The sequence below is a fragment of the Furfurilactobacillus milii genome (genome assembly GCF_021654115.1).
GTDB classification, from domain to species: Bacteria; Bacillota; Bacilli; order Lactobacillales; family Lactobacillaceae; genus Furfurilactobacillus; species Furfurilactobacillus milii.
In genome coordinates this window covers 1-16,725 of record NZ_JAIWJF010000010.1, presented here as the reverse complement: position 1 = coordinate 16,725, position 16,725 = coordinate 1, and the positions used below count along the sequence as shown (strand labels likewise).

The 16,725-nt window shown below is 42.1% G+C and carries 19 protein-coding genes and 1 other annotated feature; of the genes, 6 read left to right on the top strand and 13 right to left on the bottom strand.

What is annotated here, in order from left to right:
- Positions 1-36: 36 nt before the first annotated feature.
- The 7 genes from LDK34_RS11290 to LDK34_RS11260 all read right to left on the bottom strand — a co-directional run bounded on the left by LDK34_RS11290 (position 37) and on the right by LDK34_RS11260 (position 4,407).
- Entirely contained in the window at positions 37-399 is a 363-nt protein-coding gene (locus LDK34_RS11290) for a hypothetical protein (RefSeq protein ID WP_178941963.1), read from the bottom strand.
- Positions 400-638: 239 nt separating this feature from the next.
- Complete coding sequence (locus tag LDK34_RS11285; protein WP_236941850.1) at positions 639-1,385, bottom strand: SDR family oxidoreductase; 747 nt, start codon at positions 1,383-1,385, stop codon at positions 639-641.
- 29 nt (positions 1,386-1,414) lie between these two features.
- Entirely contained in the window at positions 1,415-1,888 is a 474-nt protein-coding gene (locus LDK34_RS11280) for a cyclophilin-like fold protein (RefSeq protein ID WP_178941961.1), read from the bottom strand.
- A 23-nt stretch (positions 1,889-1,911) separates the two neighbouring features.
- A complete protein-coding gene (locus LDK34_RS11275) occupies positions 1,912-2,451 on the bottom strand; it encodes a DapH/DapD/GlmU-related protein (RefSeq protein ID WP_178941960.1) in 540 nt (179 codons plus the stop codon).
- Between the two features lie 20 nt (positions 2,452-2,471).
- Entirely contained in the window at positions 2,472-3,326 is an 855-nt protein-coding gene (locus LDK34_RS11270; RefSeq protein ID WP_178943539.1) for an aldo/keto reductase, read from the bottom strand.
- Between the two features lie 15 nt (positions 3,327-3,341).
- Positions 3,342-3,986: an SDR family oxidoreductase gene (locus LDK34_RS11265; RefSeq protein ID WP_178941958.1), complete on the bottom strand. Its 645-nt coding sequence runs from the start codon at positions 3,984-3,986 to the stop codon at positions 3,342-3,344.
- Positions 3,987-3,990: 4 nt separating this feature from the next.
- Positions 3,991-4,407: a DUF2255 family protein gene (locus tag LDK34_RS11260; RefSeq protein ID WP_178941957.1), complete on the bottom strand. Its 417-nt coding sequence runs from the start codon at positions 4,405-4,407 to the stop codon at positions 3,991-3,993.
- A gap of 142 nt (positions 4,408-4,549) precedes the next feature.
- Between LDK34_RS11260 and LDK34_RS11255 the strand changes: the two genes are divergently transcribed.
- Positions 4,550-5,422 carry a LysR family transcriptional regulator gene (locus tag LDK34_RS11255; protein WP_178941956.1) on the top strand — a complete coding sequence of 291 codons (873 nt, stop codon included), beginning with the start codon at positions 4,550-4,552 and terminating at the stop codon, positions 5,420-5,422.
- Positions 5,423-5,809: 387 nt separating this feature from the next.
- The gene (locus LDK34_RS11250; RefSeq protein WP_178941955.1) at positions 5,810-6,643 is read left to right on the top strand and encodes an alpha/beta hydrolase; all 834 of its coding nucleotides are present in this window, start codon (positions 5,810-5,812) and stop codon (positions 6,641-6,643) included.
- A gap of 251 nt (positions 6,644-6,894) precedes the next feature.
- On the opposite strand, the gene LDK34_RS11245 is transcribed toward LDK34_RS11250, so the two are convergent.
- Entirely contained in the window at positions 6,895-7,284 is a 390-nt protein-coding gene (locus LDK34_RS11245; RefSeq protein WP_178941954.1) for a tautomerase family protein, read from the bottom strand.
- Positions 7,285-7,468: 184 nt separating this feature from the next.
- Here LDK34_RS11245 and LDK34_RS11240 point away from each other — a divergent pair, with 184 nt between their 5' ends.
- Positions 7,469-8,116, top strand: a complete 648-nt coding sequence (locus LDK34_RS11240) for a Crp/Fnr family transcriptional regulator (protein ID WP_225439147.1) — start codon at positions 7,469-7,471, stop codon at positions 8,114-8,116.
- Positions 8,117-8,305: 189 nt separating this feature from the next.
- On the opposite strand, the gene LDK34_RS11235 is transcribed toward LDK34_RS11240, so the two are convergent.
- On the bottom strand, positions 8,306-9,145 hold the full coding sequence (locus tag LDK34_RS11235) for an alpha/beta fold hydrolase (protein ID WP_178941953.1): 840 nt from the start codon (positions 9,143-9,145) through the stop codon (positions 8,306-8,308).
- 396 nt (positions 9,146-9,541) lie between these two features.
- Here LDK34_RS11235 and LDK34_RS11230 point away from each other — a divergent pair, with 396 nt between their 5' ends.
- Positions 9,542-10,522 (top strand): choloylglycine hydrolase family protein, encoded by a 981-nt coding sequence (locus LDK34_RS11230; protein WP_178941952.1) that lies wholly within the window; start codon positions 9,542-9,544, stop codon positions 10,520-10,522.
- Positions 10,523-10,796: 274 nt separating this feature from the next.
- Positions 10,797-11,048, top strand: a binding site (T-box leader).
- A gap of 77 nt (positions 11,049-11,125) precedes the next feature.
- The gene (locus LDK34_RS11225) at positions 11,126-12,772 is read left to right on the top strand and encodes a peptide ABC transporter substrate-binding protein (RefSeq protein ID WP_178941951.1); all 1,647 of its coding nucleotides are present in this window, start codon (positions 11,126-11,128) and stop codon (positions 12,770-12,772) included.
- Positions 12,773-12,943: 171 nt separating this feature from the next.
- Here LDK34_RS11225 and LDK34_RS11220 read toward each other — a convergent pair whose 3' ends face one another.
- On the bottom strand, positions 12,944-13,594 hold the full coding sequence (locus LDK34_RS11220) for an endonuclease III domain-containing protein (protein ID WP_178941950.1): 651 nt from the start codon (positions 13,592-13,594) through the stop codon (positions 12,944-12,946).
- Positions 13,595-13,712: 118 nt separating this feature from the next.
- Positions 13,713-14,465, bottom strand: a complete 753-nt coding sequence (locus LDK34_RS11215) for a LysR family transcriptional regulator (protein ID WP_178941949.1) — start codon at positions 14,463-14,465, stop codon at positions 13,713-13,715.
- A gap of 120 nt (positions 14,466-14,585) precedes the next feature.
- On the opposite strand from LDK34_RS11215, the gene LDK34_RS11210 reads away from it, so the two are divergent.
- Positions 14,586-14,987, top strand: coding sequence for a tautomerase family protein (locus LDK34_RS11210; protein ID WP_178941948.1), 402 nt, complete (start codon positions 14,586-14,588; stop codon positions 14,985-14,987).
- Between the two features lie 98 nt (positions 14,988-15,085).
- Here LDK34_RS11210 and LDK34_RS11205 read toward each other — a convergent pair whose 3' ends face one another.
- Positions 15,086-15,907: an SDR family NAD(P)-dependent oxidoreductase gene (locus tag LDK34_RS11205; protein ID WP_178941947.1), complete on the bottom strand. Its 822-nt coding sequence runs from the start codon at positions 15,905-15,907 to the stop codon at positions 15,086-15,088.
- Between the two features lie 12 nt (positions 15,908-15,919).
- Positions 15,920-16,519, bottom strand: coding sequence for an NAD(P)-dependent oxidoreductase (locus tag LDK34_RS11200; protein WP_236941849.1), 600 nt, complete (start codon positions 16,517-16,519; stop codon positions 15,920-15,922).
- Positions 16,520-16,725: the final 206 nt, after the last annotated feature.

The following is a 16,725-nucleotide window of genomic DNA, read 5'->3' as shown; positions in this document are numbered from 1 at the left end:
CCAGATTGGGGGTCAATATTAATTATTTGCTTTAGTCTACTGCGTCAATTCTGCTACTTTTGCATTTATATCTGTAATTACTTGGTTAGGCTCATCTACATCTAACACTAACCGGGAAAATTTTTCATTTTGTAGCGAAATCACAATTGCTGCTTTACTTCGGTCAAAATTGTAAAAGTAATCCTGGCCTTTGCTACTGAACGTCCCTACCTTCTTGTTAATGCCGCCATATCCTAGTTTGCGCCAAACAAACTGATTATCCTCGCCATTATCCAAGCTTGCATCGACTACATGATGTAACGGAATTTTCAAACAGTTTTCGAACCCAAGCACTTTATCGATACCAACAGGCTCTACGAGTAATTGATCATCTTCGAAACTAACTTTGTTGCTAGCCATCGTCTTGTCCTCCATACTGCTGAACCACTCTGCCAACATGTTACGAAGATAGTATAGGGCCTTTTATAATAAAAGACAATATCAATTTTATGCATCTGAGCAACGGTGCATTTTCCCGTAAAATAGCATTCTTATAACGCTGAACAACTTCATCTTTCAATAAAAAATAAGGGCTCCCAAAAGTGAAAATAACCACTTTCGAGAGCCTACTATCTACACACGCAATACGCTTCAACTGTTTAAACTTCCTGACGGGCCGGCCGAACAATAACTTCACTGACTGCAACATGCTTGGGCTGATCGATAGCGAACAACACCGCGTTTGCGATATCAGCAGGTGCCAATGTCAATCCTTCCTCTTGTGGTGCATCAAACATTGGCTGTAGCGCTGCCTCCACGTTAGCATTACCGATTGTCTTAGACAATTCTGTCCGCACTGCGCCTGGGGACACGATTGTGGAACGAATGCCATTGTTTTTTTCTTCCTGCCGCAAGCCTTCCATAATGGCCCGCACCGCGTATTTGGTGCCATTATAAACAGCGGATGCTGGGTAGACAACGTGACCAGCGACAGAATCTGTCGTGATAATTAACCCATCCTGCTGCTTTTGCATAATTGGTAAAACTTCACCAATGCCATTCAACACGCCCATGATATTAACGTTGATCTCTGCTTGCCAACGGTCATAATCACGGTCACTCAGGTTGCCCTGCGGCATAATCCCGGCATTATTGTAGAGCGCGTCAATCCGACCAAATTTATCCACGGCCAGTTTGAACAACGCAGCTACCTCTTGCCGATTAGTAACATCTGTTACCCGATAAACAGCATTCTCGCCGATGCTATCAGCGAGTTGTGCCAAACGTTCTTCACGACGCGCACCTAAAACAACCTTGGCACCTTTGCTAGCCAATAGCTTAGCGGTGGCTTCGCCAATACCACTGGATGCACCTGTAATTACAACAACTTTATTTTCAATACTCATAATATTCCTCCATTAATTGCTATTAGTTTTTATTTTGTTGCCCGAATTGTAACCGTTTGCTTTGGTCCAAGGTGTTGAACCGTTTTTCTAAACTTGTTGCCATCGAAATGACCAATAATGTGAATACCTTGATAGTAACCGACATTCCCCCAATAAAAGACTAATCGCTGGTCTGGGGACCAATAGGCAATACTGCCAACATCCGGGTTACCACCTGCCGTCATACCACTGATTCGCAACGGCTGTTTTAAATCGGCAATTTTCTCTTCAAATCCCGGTGAATTACAAAATTTCACCGACATTGGTAATTTCCGCTGTAAGTTCCTTGCAGCAACGCTATCATTAAGCGTCGCTTTAAAACGTTGTCGGCCGATCTGCACAACAATGTTTGAATTACTACTTTGTTGGTTCGCACTACCAGTCAGTGTGTCAGACAACATTATGAGCATTAAACTGCTAATTATTATCATCAATCGGATGGCAAGACTTTTATGTTCTCTCATGTTATCGCCTATTTTTCTCGAAATTAAGCCACAATTGTTTTGATTACTTTGGCGGGTACGCCCGCAACGATCGTGTTATCCGGCACATTATGTGTCACGACTGCACCCGCGGCAACAATTGCGTTTTTACCTACCGAAACGCCTGGTAAAATAACCGACTTTGCGCCGATCCATGCATTTTGATGGATATACACTGGGGATAATTCTAAACCATGTCGATTATTTGGATTCTGAGGGTGATTAACACTGATTAAGCTGGCACCTGGGCCAATAAGGACATCATCTTCAATGACAATGCCACCCAAATCTGTGAACATAACCCCGCTATTAACAAAAACGTTTTTGCCGAAGATGATTCGCCGTCCATAGTCCGTATAAAATGGCAAACGCACCTCAACAGATTGATCAACCGGTTGACCGATAATTTTGCTCAACAAGCTTCGGGCCTGATCGGAATCGTTGACTCGGTTGTTCAGCTGTTGCAGCGTCATCTGATTCTCTGCATTAACCTTATCAATCTGTTTGTACTCTTCATCAGTTACTGAAAGCTTTTTAACAACCACTATGGCACTCCTCCCTTGGACTACTGTTCGAACTTAATTCCGTGCAAGCGATATACCTCAGTTAATCGGTGAATATCCAATATTGCAGGTTCTTTCAAATCTAGATCATTAACCTGAATTAGATCAGCATTACTCAATGAAAAGTCACTCACGTCAAAATTTTGTTGCATACGTTCGGTGTGGACTGATTTTGGTATCGCTACAATATTATTTTGTATCAACCAGCGTAGTGTTACCTGTGCAGCTGTCTTTCCGTATTTTTTGCCAATTGCAGTCAATGTTGGATCTGTAAATAATTGGTGTTTACCTTCTGCAAAAGGTGCCCATGCCATTGGTTGAACCTCATATTTTGCCATAACATCACGTAATTGATTTTGCTGCCAAAATGGGTGCAACTCAATTTGATCAACAGCTGGTTTTACATGATGGCTCAAGATTAAATCAATCAACTGATCTGCTTCAAAGTTGCAGACGCCGATGCTCTTGATTTTGCCTGCCTCGTACAACTCTTCCATTGCACGCCAGCTGCCGTGATAATCACCAAGCGGCATATGAATAAGGTAAAGGTCCAAATAATCCGTTTGTAAATTTGCCAGTGTTTTTTCAAACGATGCTTTAGTTTTTTCGTACCCTGCATCTTGAATCCAGACCTTTGAAGAGATGAAAATTTCACTCCGGGGTACGTCACTTTCAACAATTGCCTTACCAACGGCACGTTCATTTCCATATGTTGCGGCCGTATCAATTAGTCGATAACCAACCTTTAGTGCATCGAGAACGGCCTGTTCACACTGTTGCGCGTCATCAATTTGAAAAACACCGAAACCTAATTTTGGCATTTCAACACCATTATTCAATTTAAATGTTTCAACCATTTTGCTACCTTCTTTCTATGCCATCCAACGTGGTTTATCACCATCGGTGTTCGGTTTATTTACACCGACACTAGCCCGCTGATCCATGTCAGGATTGCTAATCAACTTAAAAGCAAGATCTGCGACACTCTTTCGGGATACTTCCGTACCTTTAAAATCCTCACCACGCTGGGTGGTTTCATAATCAATTTCATTTTCATCAGTCAGCCAAGCCGGTCTAATCTCGGTATAGTTGATGCCAGAATCCTGAATCAACTGATCTGATTCTCTAAATCCCGGCAAATAAGCAGCGATGGCCTGTTCATTCCAACTTCCAAAGTTGCCCTTAACTTCATAATTGGCACCCAGTGCACTAATAAAAATTAACCGCTGTTTGTTCTCGGCAGCCATTGCTTTCAAAATACTTTGTGTCTGCGCTGCTAGGTCGGTACCACCAACGTTTGAGTAGACGATATCAACTTTCTGCATTGCTTGCCGTAACCGGTCTTGATCAAGTACATCGCCATCAATTACAGTCACACGGTCATTATCTTGATACTGTGCCAAACGTGAAGCATGGCGTAAAAATAGGATCAGTTTGTCGTCGATCTCATTTAGTAACCGCTGAATTAGAATCTGTGCTGTCCCACCGTTTGCGCCTAAAATTAAAATTGTCTTCATTTTATTATTCCTTTCTTCTGTCCTTGTCTCTTGGCAATACACATAAGGTCGATTGTTGTGCGGCTACGTTAACCATCCCCGCTAAATAGGGACTATTCGTATATTTCGCTTGATAAGCCATGTTAACCGTCTGGATAATGTTTGGGTCCATAACCGGTTTAAAGAAAATGTGGTAATTGCGGCCTGCTAAATGCATTCGCCCGGCCCCTTGTTCCACTGCTGAGCGATACCAACTTGATTGTGTCCCATGCCACGCACGTACATATAGCGCACGATTGGCGGTAACTGACCATATCCACAATGGCGTGCCATAAGTTTTACCATCACTATAAAATGGTGAGATTTGCATATCGTTTGCCCTGGCAAAGGCAGTTAATTGCTGAGTCGTCCAGTGCAGATTTTCATTCACAAGGGTTGCCATTTCTAACTCCTTTTTTCAAACGTAAAGTCATTTACATTCTTGCCATCTGGCAATAAAGTTATCCTAATGCTTGACTAGATATATGTCTAATGCCTAATATAAATCTATACATATGCCTTTTAGCTATATAGGAGGTTTGAAAATGGAACTAAGAGTTCTCCGGTACTTTCAGGCAGTTGTGCGTGAACAAAATATCAGTCGTGCAGCAGAAATGCTACATGTATCCCAACCGACTGTTTCACGACAACTAAAAGATTTAGAAGATGAATTAGGACTGACACTGTTTGTGCGCGGTACAAGATCCATTCAATTAACCAACAGTGGTGAATATTTTGCCAGCCAAGTGGACCAAATTCTATCTTTAACGGACAAGACACTGCAAAATTTGCACGAAGAGCAACAAATTAATGGACGAGTCGTTATCGGCAGCGCAGAAGCACGCACGTTTCTTAACGTTGCGCAGTCAATCAGCACACTGCAGCAGCATTACCCACATATTCAAACCAGCATCATTAGTACTAATGCAGATGAAATCCGTACTTCTATCAAGTCAGGTTATTTTGATTTTGGTGTCATCATGGAACCAGCAGACAAAACCGATTATGATTTTCTTCATCTCCCAGGTGAGAGTCGCTGGGGCGTGTTAATGCCTGGTGACGGACCTTTAGCCAAGAAGGACCACCTGCAACTTAGCGACTTAGCCCAGATGAAGTTGATTTTGTCCAGCCAACAAGGGATGACCGGCCTGCTAGATGATTGGTTGGGCAAAAGCACAGCTAAAATAAATGTCGTGGCGACGTATAATTTACTCTACAATGCTGCCTTAATGGTATCCGCAGGCGTTGGTTATGCTTTATGTTTCGACGGTATTATTAATACTAATCAATCTGATCTCAAGTTTGTTCCGTTTGAGCCACGCCTTACCTCAGGCGCCAGCATTGTCTGGCGTAAAGGACAGCGACTTTCGTTAGCTGCCAAAGCTTTCCTGCAGCAACTTCAACGTGATCTTGATTAAAAGCGGATGCAAAAGGGATGAATCAAGTGAAGATTCATCCTTTTTCTTATAACCATTTCTATAACTTAGTCATGAAGAAATTCGTTAATTTATCAAATGGAATTAACTCAGTTCTATCATACAAATCGGTATTTGGTTGTTTAACATTTTTTAACTAGCCTCGTAATGTGGCTGCGTTCTTATCTTTGGAATATCATTCTTAATGAATTTAACCTTAACGCGATTACCTTCCAAAGTTAAATACTCACTTGCGATGCCAATTCATACACATCTATAATACTGATCTGCCCAGCTTAGGCATACGTAAAAAGTATGCCAGACCATGCAAAATTGATATTCGACAAACGGCATTTTCACTCTTAAAATTTAGCCAATCAATATTGGAGTGTGGAGGAAAAGCTTACGTTTAAAAAATATCGACGCGGCACTATAGTTAGCATTATTTTAGTTATTATTTGTCTGTTATTTTTCAGTATCGGAAAATTATTTCAACCAACAAAAATTGGACATATCCGTCGTAACGCTATACCAACAATCCTCATTCCTGGCAGCAGTGCAGGCTCTCATCGCTTTGATGCTTTAGTCAAAGATCTTAATCACCGTGATCACCACCAGCACAGTCTTTTACGTTTAACTGTGCACCAAAACAACACCGTCACACACACCGGATCCATCAGCCGTCGTGACACTCGACCGTTCGTGGTAATTTCATTCACCAACAATCATGATGGATATAACAATATCCGTCATCAATCATATTGGCTTCGAACGGCCTTTAGCTATCTTAAACAACATGCGGACCTTCACACCTTTAACCTCGTTGGCCATTCAAATGGCGGGCTAATTTTTACTGATTATCTCGAACGTTACTATCATCAGCAGTCACTTGATGTCCGCGAATTCATGTTTATCGGATCACCATTTAACTTCAATAATACAGTTCAAAATCAGCACACCACTATGCTCAAAGACTTTATTCGACACCAAAACAAGCTTCCACGCAATCTCATGGTATTTGGGATTTTGGGTGCCCAAACATATAGTTCCGACGGCCGCGTCCCTGTTCAAAGTGTGGATGCTAGCCGTCAAATATTTCAGAATCATGTCGCGGTTTTCAATGAATTACTCGTGACAGGCCAGAACGCTCAACATTCTGACCTCGTCCGTAAAATTGATGTCGAAACGCTTATCCATAATATGGTTATGCAAACGGCTTCATAAAAAAAGTTTTATCAGTAAAGTGCAGTGTTAGCCTAGGAATTCCGCCCGCTTTGATAAACTAGACTATCTTAAGAAAACGCTGATATTTGTATCCGAGGCTTAAAAGTTTCAAGTTGTCGTCATGACCCACAAATCAATATCAGTGTGAAGGCTGTCATTAAAATGAACCCCTAAGGTTAGATTTTGTATCCAATCTTAGAGGTTCATTTCGTAAAAGTTTATCTCAAAAAGATTTTTATTGAGCTTCGTGCTTACAACTTGCCGTTTAAAAATTGTGCCTCACCATTGCCAAAGCTCCAGTCATCATCGTTGTTAGGCACCAGACTGAAGACAACATCCTCTTTACGAATTCCCAGTTCTTTATTCAATCGATCCACCAGCGTCTTATAAAAATCCAATTTATCGCGTGTTGAACGTGGCCGTGTAACCAAATTAAAGAACACTACGTCACGCGTTCGTTTGATACCTAATCCAGTATCAAGAATCTGCATTTCAAACGGTTCATGCTGGGTCAACAACTGATAACGGTCACCCTCTGGCGTCGCAAATTTATCAACTTGTACTTCATAGGCAATATCCAACATTGTTTTTAAATAAGCTTCATCATGTCCTTTGATAACATCAATTCTCATTAATGGCATTTTTCTACCTCTTTCTTGAGCTAAGTTAACAACAATTTGAAACGAACGGTGATAGTAGAACTGTTGTAAGTGTGACACGTCATCGTTCATTTGATAAGAATATGGTACTATGAACCACAAATAAAAAAATTGATCTATCTCAAGAAGGCGAAAAATAATCACAAAACATTCCGCAACAACATGTTTGGCTAGAGCCCCGTTATTTTCAAAATTAAATTTGAAGACCTTAACGTCACTAGTTCCCGCTTCAAAGCACCGACAATGGTTTCCAAAAGGCACTTTGATAAAGCAACCGCTCGATAATAACGATGGTATGTTTGTTATAGATCAAGGATCTGCCAAGGTCTATTCAGTTTCGGATACTGGTAAAGAAAAAATTCTCTACATGATGAAACCCGGTGACATCACTGGTCAGGAAACAGTATTTTCTCAACGTCAGACTGACTATTTTATTGAGTCGCTTGAGGACTCCTACGTTTGTTCCGTTTCACATCAGGCCTTTCAACAAGTACTACGGGAATCTCCAGAACTATGCTTAAACTTATTAAATAATTTTGGCGATAAGCTAGTTGCCGTTGAGCAGAATTCCGTTCGTCGTGACACGCTATTAGCTAAAGACCGCGTTCTGTCCTACTTAACGGACAAACTAGAAAATGCTTCTTCCAATACGTTCCAGTTACCTGTTAAGAAAAAGGAATTAGCAAGTTTTCTAGGCCTATCACCAGAAACGTTAAGTCGCCAGTTGAAGGCCCTTCAAAAAGAGGGCGTAATTACCGTGTCTGGCAAGCACATCACGTTTATCAAAAATAGTATTAATGAGAGCGAGACATGACAATGTTTAGCTTTCTCAGGTAACAGAAATCCGGCGTTTATGGGTAATTCCCCCATGAGCGCCGGATTTATATGTTAGATGAGCAAAAGTCAGTGTTCTGTCTCGCCTCTGCGGCAATTTCACTAAAGTAAGCGTTGAGCAGTCAAGTATCAGACTCAGGTCATCACTTAACGATCCGTTATTTTCATCCTAAAAATAATTAATTATTATTCGGGCAATTTCACTCGCGTGTGTCTCCAACGCAAAGTGACCACTATCAACAAAGGCAACCTTGGCATGCGCATCATCCTTTTGAAACGCCTCGGCGCCGGGATAAATGAACGATGGGTCGTTTTTACCCCAAACGGCCAGTAATTTGGGTTTATATTGGCGTAAATAAGCTTGAAATGCTGGGTACATCTTGATGTTATTTTGGTAATCGTAAATCAAATCAAGTTGGCGGTCCGCATAGCCAGCAGTCCGTGTGTATGCAATATCCAATGTATACCCATCTGGCGAGACTGTTCCCGGTTGCGTACCAAACGTATACTGGCCTTTGATTGTTGCCGGTGCAAACGCATCTCGGTAAGAATTACGTTTGGTCTCCGTTGGATGATTCCAGAAGTCTTGACGTTCTGCCCACTTTTTCCCCAATCCTTCTTGATAAACATTCCCGTTTTGACTGACAATGCCGGAGATCCAATCTGGATGGTGCAAGGCAATCCGAAAACCAATCGGAGCACCGTAATCAAACACGTACATATAAAATTTATCCAGGTTCAGTTCTTCGACAAACGCCGTTGTAACCTCCGCTAAGTGGTCAAACGTATATTCGAACCTCGTATGATCCGGCGAACTTGACTGACCAAAACCAGGAAAGTCTGGTGCAATCAAATGAAACTTGTGACTAAGTAACGGCATTAAATAACGGAACATGTGGCTCGCTGTTGGAAAACCATGAAGCAATAACATTGTTGGTTTGCTAATATCTCCTGCTTCCCGGAAAAAAATATTCAATCCTTTTACACTAATCTTTTTGTATACTGTCATTGCTAGTACTTCGCCTCACTGTACGTGTTGCCATTTCTGGATTAAATTCTAGTTTTAGTAAACGACTGTTGTTAAGGACAGATAGCAAGTCCATTCTCTTTAGTGAATTGCAAATTAATAGAAAAATCTGAGATAGACTGCACAACAATCTTCAATTTTATGCACACACTTAAACGGCGTGTTTTATAACGCAAACTATATTACTACCACAAAAGATACACAAATATTTGAAACAAAGCACTTTAGATAATGGCAGAAATTATCCATTTCATTTATAAGTGGTGTTAGCCTATTCCAGATTCTCGCCAATACTCCTAATCCACAAAAGTTTGAGAAGACCCCTTTACAATCCCCTCTTAAAATAATGTCAACTCCAAAAATAAGAGGGTAATGCGTATGTGTACAAGCCTAACCTTTGATACGACAGATAATCACCACTTTCTTGCCCGTACCATGGACTATGCTTTTGAATTGGGTGGTCGGCCAGTCTTCTTACCACGCCACTATCAGTGGGAAAGCGCCACAAAAGAAGCTACATTCACCAATGAATACGCCTTCGTTGGCACCGGCCGTCGACTGGGTACTTACTTCTTCGCAGATGGGATTAATGAATACGGCCTTTCTGTGGCCGCACTTTACTTCCCCCGCGAGGCAAACTATCAAACACCTCAATCGGGCAAAAAGAACCTCGCCCCTCACGAACTCGTTTCCGTTTTATTAGGAAACTGCCGTAATTTAGACGAGGTTCAACAGGAACTGGATCAGATTCGCTTGATTGCGTTTGAAACGCCATTGATCAATACTGTGCCCCCATTGCACTGGATCGTAACCGATGCCAGTGGACGCTGCTGTGTAATTGAGCCTCGTCATGAACAACTCACACTCGAGGACGATCCGGTCGAAGTGATGACCAACTCACCAGAGCTTCAATGGCATATTAAAAATTTAAACAACTACTTAACCCTTCAGCCTACCGCCCATGACTCAAAACAGTTCATGGGTGTGACTGCTGAAGCGTTTGGGCAAGGCACCGGCACCTCACAATTGCCCGGTGGTTACACGCCACCACAACGATTCGTCCGGACTGCCTTCTTGAAGCAAAACATTACCCCTGTCACGGGTGAATATGCGGGGGTTAACGCGATCCTTCATGTTCTGCACAATGTCGAAATTCCGCATGGTGTCAACATTAAACAGGGCGAATCAGATTACACCCAATACATTGGGATCATGGGTGCAACATCAAAGGCTTATTATTTTGTGCCTTATGACAACCAGTCAGTATTCAAGGTTTCTCTCTCACCTGAACTATTGGAACAAACGGAACCAGTTGAGTTTCCCTTCACTAATGAACAACAAGTTACAGCACTGAATTAACAGGTCGCCGAAGGAAAAAATTCGGTTACCATTTTATACTGAACCAGCAATCACACCAAACTCAATTGGTTAATATGATTGCTGGTTTATTTTTTTATTTTGCCTCACTCAATATTCGCAAGATCCACATGTTCTAACCTTATAACTTAATTCTGTTGTTGCATTTTATTCGTCATTTAACCTTAAGACAAACTTGCAAAAATTAAAATCAAATGGCAATTCACACTTGACACTCATTTTAAAAGTTGTAAATTTAAGTCATCAGTTTAAAAACAGAAACGCAATGACAAGAAGAGTACGGTTAAACGTCATCCACAGAGAGGTGCATGTTGGTGAAAGCACTGTTGATGAATAACCCGAAGATGATCTTCAAGCGACACCGTTGATCCGAATTTGGTTAGACGATGCTGGGTGCGCCCATTACAGCGCCAGAGTATCAGGTTTGTGCACGAACCTGGCACTTGGCGAGGAAACAATCGCGAGATTGCTTCAAAATAAGGTGGTAACACGGAAATCCGTCCTTTATTAACAATAATTTGTTAATAGAGGACGGATTTTTTCTGTTTTATAAACATCAACAAAACTTCTCGGGGGTAGTGACTTATGAAATTTAAACGCGCGATCACATTAGGCACGGTCACACTGTTATCAGCACTATTTTTAGCCAATGGCACTGTCACAAACGCTAATGCATCAAGTAAGTATGCCAAAGATCAAACTTTGAACTGGACAGAAAGCCAAGAACTGGCAACAAACGACTTAGCGAAGGCTACGGATACTGAAAGCTTCAATGTTTTGCTTAATACGCAGTCTGGCCTCTACCGTTTGAAAGATTCCGGCCACAAAATTGTCAATGATCTCGCCACCAGCACAAAAATCAGCAAGGACGGCAAAACCTATACCGTTAAGCTCCGACACAACGCTAAGTGGAGTAATGGTGCCCCACTGACGGCTCAAGATTTTGTGTATTCATGGCAACGCACCCTAGATCCTAAAACAGCTTCTCAAGATGCCTTCTATATGTACCAAGTTGAAAACGCCGAAGCAGTCAACAAAGGTCAAAAGCCGTTATCCGCCCTTGGCATCAAAGCTAACGGTAAATACCAACTCACCATTCATCTCACCAAACCAGTTTCTTATTTTCAGAAGCTATTAGCATGGCCGTTGTTCTTCCCCGTAAATAAAAAGGTCGCCACGCAAGAAGGTAGTAAGTTTGGCACCAGTGCGAAAAACAACGTGTATAGCGGTGCCTTTAAGCTCACTGGCTGGACCGGCACAAACAGTAAATGGACGTTAGCTAAAAACGGTAAGTACTGGGACAACAAACATGTTCACCTTAATAAAATCAACGAACAAGTTGTTAAAGATCCCTCAACTGGTTTAAACGAATATCAATCCCATAAGATTGACGAAACAGTTCTAAGCGGCGAACAAGTGGCCAACTTTAAGGGGCACAAAGATTTTGTATCTCGTAAATCTTCGAATGGTTACCGACTCGATTTCAATCAGAAGAAGGTTAAGGCCTTCCAGAATGTTAACGTCCGTAAAGCTTTCTCACTAGCTTTGAACCGTAAAGATCTTGTCAATAATGTCCTATCAGACGGATCTGTTGTCCCACAAGGCTTTGCGCCAACTGGCATTGGCACCAATCCAAAGAGCGGCAAGGATTTTGCCAAATCAGCATACGTTAAATCCGGCGTCACCTACAATTTGAGCGAAGCTAAAAAGTTACTGAAACAAGGCTACAAGCAGACCGGCACCAAGTCGATTAAGACAGAAGTGCTTACCACTGATGATGACGCTGGTAAAAACGTCGGTGAATTCATCCAATCACAGCTTGAAAAGTTGCCAAACGTCAAAGTTTCAGTCGTTAATTTACCTAAAACTGCTCAACTTGCGCGTGAAAAGTCTGGCAATTTCCAACTTATCATTGGTGGTTGGCAGTCAGTCTTTGCGGACCCAATTAACTTTTTGGACATTTGGGAAAGCACCAGTCCTTACAATTTCAGCGGTTGGAACAACAAACAATATGATACGTTGCTCAGCGCTTCTGAAAACAGCTTGGCAAACAAGCCAGAAGACCGTTGGAATAACTTAGTCAAAGCCGAAAAGCTACTCATGACGCAACAAGGTACCGCCCCACTTTTCCAAAAGGTTCAAGCACAACTGCTCAATACCAAAGTTAAAGATGTCAATTACAATCCATCCGGTGTGCCTTACGACTGGAAAGATACGTATATTGCTAAATAAATTTTAGCCGCGTTGCATTAAAAACGATCCTTAATCGATTTTTGATTAAGGATTTTTTCGTGCAAAACAAAAACGACGCACCGTGTAATGTCCGCCGTCAGGTTTCGAGACAATGTGCTGTTTGTCCATGGTCGCTTCCCACCCAACCATTACGTTTCCAAAGGTAACCTCTTAAATAGCACTTTCATTTTCTTCATTCAACTTGTCACAGTCGATAATCAGTTTGCAAACCTCTTTGTCCGGCGTCAATTTCATCGAGTACTTCCGACCAAACTCGATCATTGTGTGATGCGCTTGATACAGTTCCTCCGGCTTAACGACACTCACAATCTTTCGTTCCACCTGCAAGGGTGATGCTGATTGTTTAACAAAGTGAAGTCGTTTTGAAATCGCTGAAACATGCGTGTCCACTGCAAACGTTGGTTCCCCAAACACATCGCTTAACACCAAATTGGCCGTTTTCCGACCCGCTCCTGGCAACGCCATGATACCCTTTCGATCGTTTGGAATTGTGTCATTTAACTTTTCGTGCACAATGCCAGCAGTCTTAACGATGTTCTTCGCCTTGTTATGAAACAAGCCAACTCGCCTAATGATTGTTTCTACGTCTTCAACATTGGCGTGCATCAATGCCTCGGGATCAGGATATCTGTCAAACAATGTTGGCGTGACTTGATTCACAGATACGTCAGTGGCCTGTGCGCTGAGAATAACTGAAATCAAATACTGAAATGGTGTTCTTGTAATCAACGACGGTCCAACCGGCCCAATCTCAGCTTCCATTTGATGAATCGCCCACACAATTTGATCATCTTTTAACATCGATGCGTGTCCTCTTTTCTAGCCTAAGTTGTGACTAAGCCTGACGTAACTAACTATCTTTAAATCTATCCCATCAGACCACTAAAGACAATGTGCGTCACCGGGTCATCAAAACTGTTTACTGTGATACTTTTTTAAACGTCGCATATGGCACTTTAAAACGATGCTTAGAATCAATCCGTTTGAAGTCATCACTGGCAGTTAAATAATCTGGCAGTAAAGCGATGCCTAACCCATTTTTGACTAGCTTAATAATGCTATCCCAAGAATCAATTTCCTGAATATTCGTCATATTATGATTTAATCGCCGTAGCGTTCGTGCGCGAAATGGACAGTGACGATCACGATTAACGAGGTACGGTAGCTGACCATCCTCCTCCTGACCGGATGCAACAACGAATGAAGCCGACAAATAGTCGGTGGCAATCTCTTGGTAACCTGAGGGATTGAAGTTGGCATATGTAATTACTAGATCTGCATGACTGTTGGACAACGCTAAAATCTCTGTAGAACTCAGTAAGTCAAACGTGTTTTGAGCCAAGGGATACTGTTTTTGTTTAACAACTAGCAAATTAAACAGCAGTTGTGACATCACGATACGCCGTTTGGAAACAACGCTGGGCTTCATTTGTGCCCTAACTTTTCGCGTAGCGCTCAAAACAGACTGTGCATACTGATAAAATTGTTCACCATTTTTCGTTGGTGTAATGCCTTGATAGCTGCGCGTAAATAATTCGACATCAAACTCCGTTTCTATCGCATGCAATCTGGCCGTGATGTTTGATTGCGCAAACCCCATTAGTTTTGCAACCCGATTGATTGAATGTTGTTCGTAGAGTTGAACATATATTTCCAAATCCTGCAATTGCATAAATTGCCGCCTTATCATAAATTGTGATAACCGTATCATAATCTCGTAATATGCACCAGCAAACGCCGTTACTATAATTGGAAACATAAGTTATTCAGTACACACAAGGGAGATTGTCACATGCCATATTTAAGAGTTCGAATTGCTAGTCCTAAAACCACAGTCACTGCACAAAAAGTTGCTGCAATGCTCACCCAGCTTGCTGTCGACAAACTAGGAAAAGCAAGCGCCGTTGCCGCCGTAGATGTTCATTTTACTGATCCAAACGAGTGGTTTATCGGCGCTAAATCAGTTTCTGAAACAAATGAAACAAGTTTCTTTGTGGAAATTAAAATCACCGAATCCACGAATTCTCGCGACGATAAAGCAGCCTTTGTTAAGGCAACGTTTGACCAAATGAGTCAACTATTTCCAAACGTTGCCTTAACAAGTTACGTTGTTCTACAAGATGTCGCCTCCGATAGTTGGGGCTATGGCGGAAAGACTCAGGAATACCGCTATATTACTGGCGATGTGAGTTAGGCCTTATACTCAAAAACCAAGGCTTTCCTCTCAACGATAGTCTTGGTCTTTTCGGGTAATTAGGACACAAAACGTCAGTTACAACGCATGAAGACTTCTTATTTTGTCGCACGTTTGACCATGCTCATCACCGTTCTGTGAAACAAGTTGGGATGTACACGTGCAAAATGAGCCATCATTCTGTCACCAATACTAAAGTAGTAGCGTAATTTAGGTCTGTCATCAGTGGCCGCACGGTAAAAGACCTTAGCTAGCTCTTCCGAAGTGGCCGAAGATTGACTGCCGACACGATTAATCATGGACAAAGTGCCATCAATCAACGCTTGATACGGCGTATTTGCAGATACATTCTTATTGATGGATCCCATGGCAATCTCACTCCATGAAGATTGCGTACCACCCGGTTCAACAACCACGGAGCGTAAGCCAAACTGCTGAATCTCCGTATCCAAAACATCGGACCAGACATTGAGTGCATGCTTAGTAACGTGGTACCAGCCGCCCAAGGCCGAGTAAACATCACCACCAATTGAGGAAATGTTTACGATTCGGCCACTCTGCTGACGTCGCATCGATGGCAACACTAGCTTGGTTAACTCAGCGGCACCAAACAGATTAGTCTCAACTTGTTTGTGCGACTTTTCGGAATCAACCTCCTCTAGCGGCCCATATTCACCATATCCGGCATTGTTAAGTAATACATCAATCGTGGTTTCCGCTTTAGCGGCCCGTACAAATGCCTTACGTGACGTGTCGTCTGTTACATCTAATACTACTGGATGAATTCCCGTTCCCGTTGGAATCTTTTCGACTCGACGTGCGCCGGCATAAACAGTCCATCCTTGTTGTGCAAATAATTTTGTAGCGGCGTAACCCATGCCACTTGAAGCTCCAGTAATTAAAATGGTTTTCTTTGACATAATCATGTCCTCCTAATTTTGTAAATAAACGGATTCTCGTTTGAAACGATCTTCCACTAAATTGGTTATCATAAATTCAGCTAAGTCAGCTCGCGCAATATGACCGCTAATCGATTTATGCCCGTAATTGCCGTAACGATAGGCATGAGTCGCTGGCCCGTCCGTTAAAGTCGGTGGCTGAACAATGGTAAATATTAGCCCAGAATTGCGAATAATCTGATCCTGCTTTTCCTTCGTTCGTAACATTGGCATCATTACCGTCATAACGGCACGCATCCCAATTCCCAATTGCTTACGACTTGCAGAGCTCGTTCCAAAACCCGTCAGTATCTCAACACGTTTAAGGTTCGCTACCTTCATTGCTGCAACAATATTTTGGGTTGGTGTAATCACATCGTAATCGCCCAATGAAATAATGGCGGCATCACTGCCTGCCAGTGTTTTAACGATGCTATCGAGGCTGTCGTAATCAAAGCTTTGCCAACTCACGCCCGAACTCTGTTTGCTGTGTGCGTGCCGACTGACTGCTACTACAGTGTCACCACGTCGTTGGGCTTCATTTATGAGATAATGCCCAACACTACCCGTAGCACCGAAGATTGTAATTTGCATAGTATTTTCCTTCTTTATTAAATGAACGTTTAATAAACCAATAAAAAAATAAAGCACAACACTTTATTCTTTTAAAATTCCCTCGATTTAAAATTGAAGTGCAACACCTGCTCTACTAGACCAGTTCTTTATTCAGACTAGTCAAAAAGGCCATGAAGACCTATTCTTAATTCACCACAAACAAGAAAGAGGTATCTTCATGACCC

Excerpts from the sequence above, each read along its gene's own strand:
- LDK34_RS11290 (WP_178941963.1), bottom strand. The coding sequence starts at position 399 with ATGGCTAGCAACAAAGTTAGTTTCGAAGATGATCAATTACTCGTAGAG.
- LDK34_RS11285 (WP_236941850.1), bottom strand. The coding sequence starts at position 1,385 with ATGAGTATTGAAAATAAAGTTGTTGTAATTACAGGTGCATCCAGTGGT.
- LDK34_RS11280 (WP_178941961.1), bottom strand. The coding sequence starts at position 1,888 with ATGAGAGAACATAAAAGTCTTGCCATCCGATTGATGATAATAATTAGC.
- LDK34_RS11270 (WP_178943539.1), bottom strand. The coding sequence starts at position 3,326 with ATGGTTGAAACATTTAAATTGAATAATGGTGTTGAAATGCCAAAATTA.
- LDK34_RS11265 (WP_178941958.1), bottom strand. The coding sequence starts at position 3,986 with ATGAAGACAATTTTAATTTTAGGCGCAAACGGTGGGACAGCACAGATT.
- LDK34_RS11260 (WP_178941957.1), bottom strand. The coding sequence starts at position 4,407 with ATGGCAACCCTTGTGAATGAAAATCTGCACTGGACGACTCAGCAATTA.
- LDK34_RS11255 (WP_178941956.1), top strand. The coding sequence starts at position 4,550 with ATGGAACTAAGAGTTCTCCGGTACTTTCAGGCAGTTGTGCGTGAACAA.
- LDK34_RS11245 (WP_178941954.1), bottom strand. The coding sequence starts at position 7,284 with ATGCCATTAATGAGAATTGATGTTATCAAAGGACATGATGAAGCTTAT.
- LDK34_RS11235 (WP_178941953.1), bottom strand. The coding sequence starts at position 9,145 with ATGACAGTATACAAAAAGATTAGTGTAAAAGGATTGAATATTTTTTTC.
- LDK34_RS11230 (WP_178941952.1), top strand. The coding sequence starts at position 9,542 with ATGTGTACAAGCCTAACCTTTGATACGACAGATAATCACCACTTTCTT.
- LDK34_RS11225 (WP_178941951.1), top strand. The coding sequence starts at position 11,126 with ATGAAATTTAAACGCGCGATCACATTAGGCACGGTCACACTGTTATCA.
- LDK34_RS11220 (WP_178941950.1), bottom strand. The coding sequence starts at position 13,594 with ATGTTAAAAGATGATCAAATTGTGTGGGCGATTCATCAAATGGAAGCT.
- LDK34_RS11215 (WP_178941949.1), bottom strand. The coding sequence starts at position 14,465 with ATGCAATTGCAGGATTTGGAAATATATGTTCAACTCTACGAACAACAT.
- LDK34_RS11210 (WP_178941948.1), top strand. The coding sequence starts at position 14,586 with ATGCCATATTTAAGAGTTCGAATTGCTAGTCCTAAAACCACAGTCACT.
- LDK34_RS11205 (WP_178941947.1), bottom strand. The coding sequence starts at position 15,907 with ATGTCAAAGAAAACCATTTTAATTACTGGAGCTTCAAGTGGCATGGGT.
- LDK34_RS11200 (WP_236941849.1), bottom strand. The coding sequence starts at position 16,519 with ATGCAAATTACAATCTTCGGTGCTACGGGTAGTGTTGGGCATTATCTC.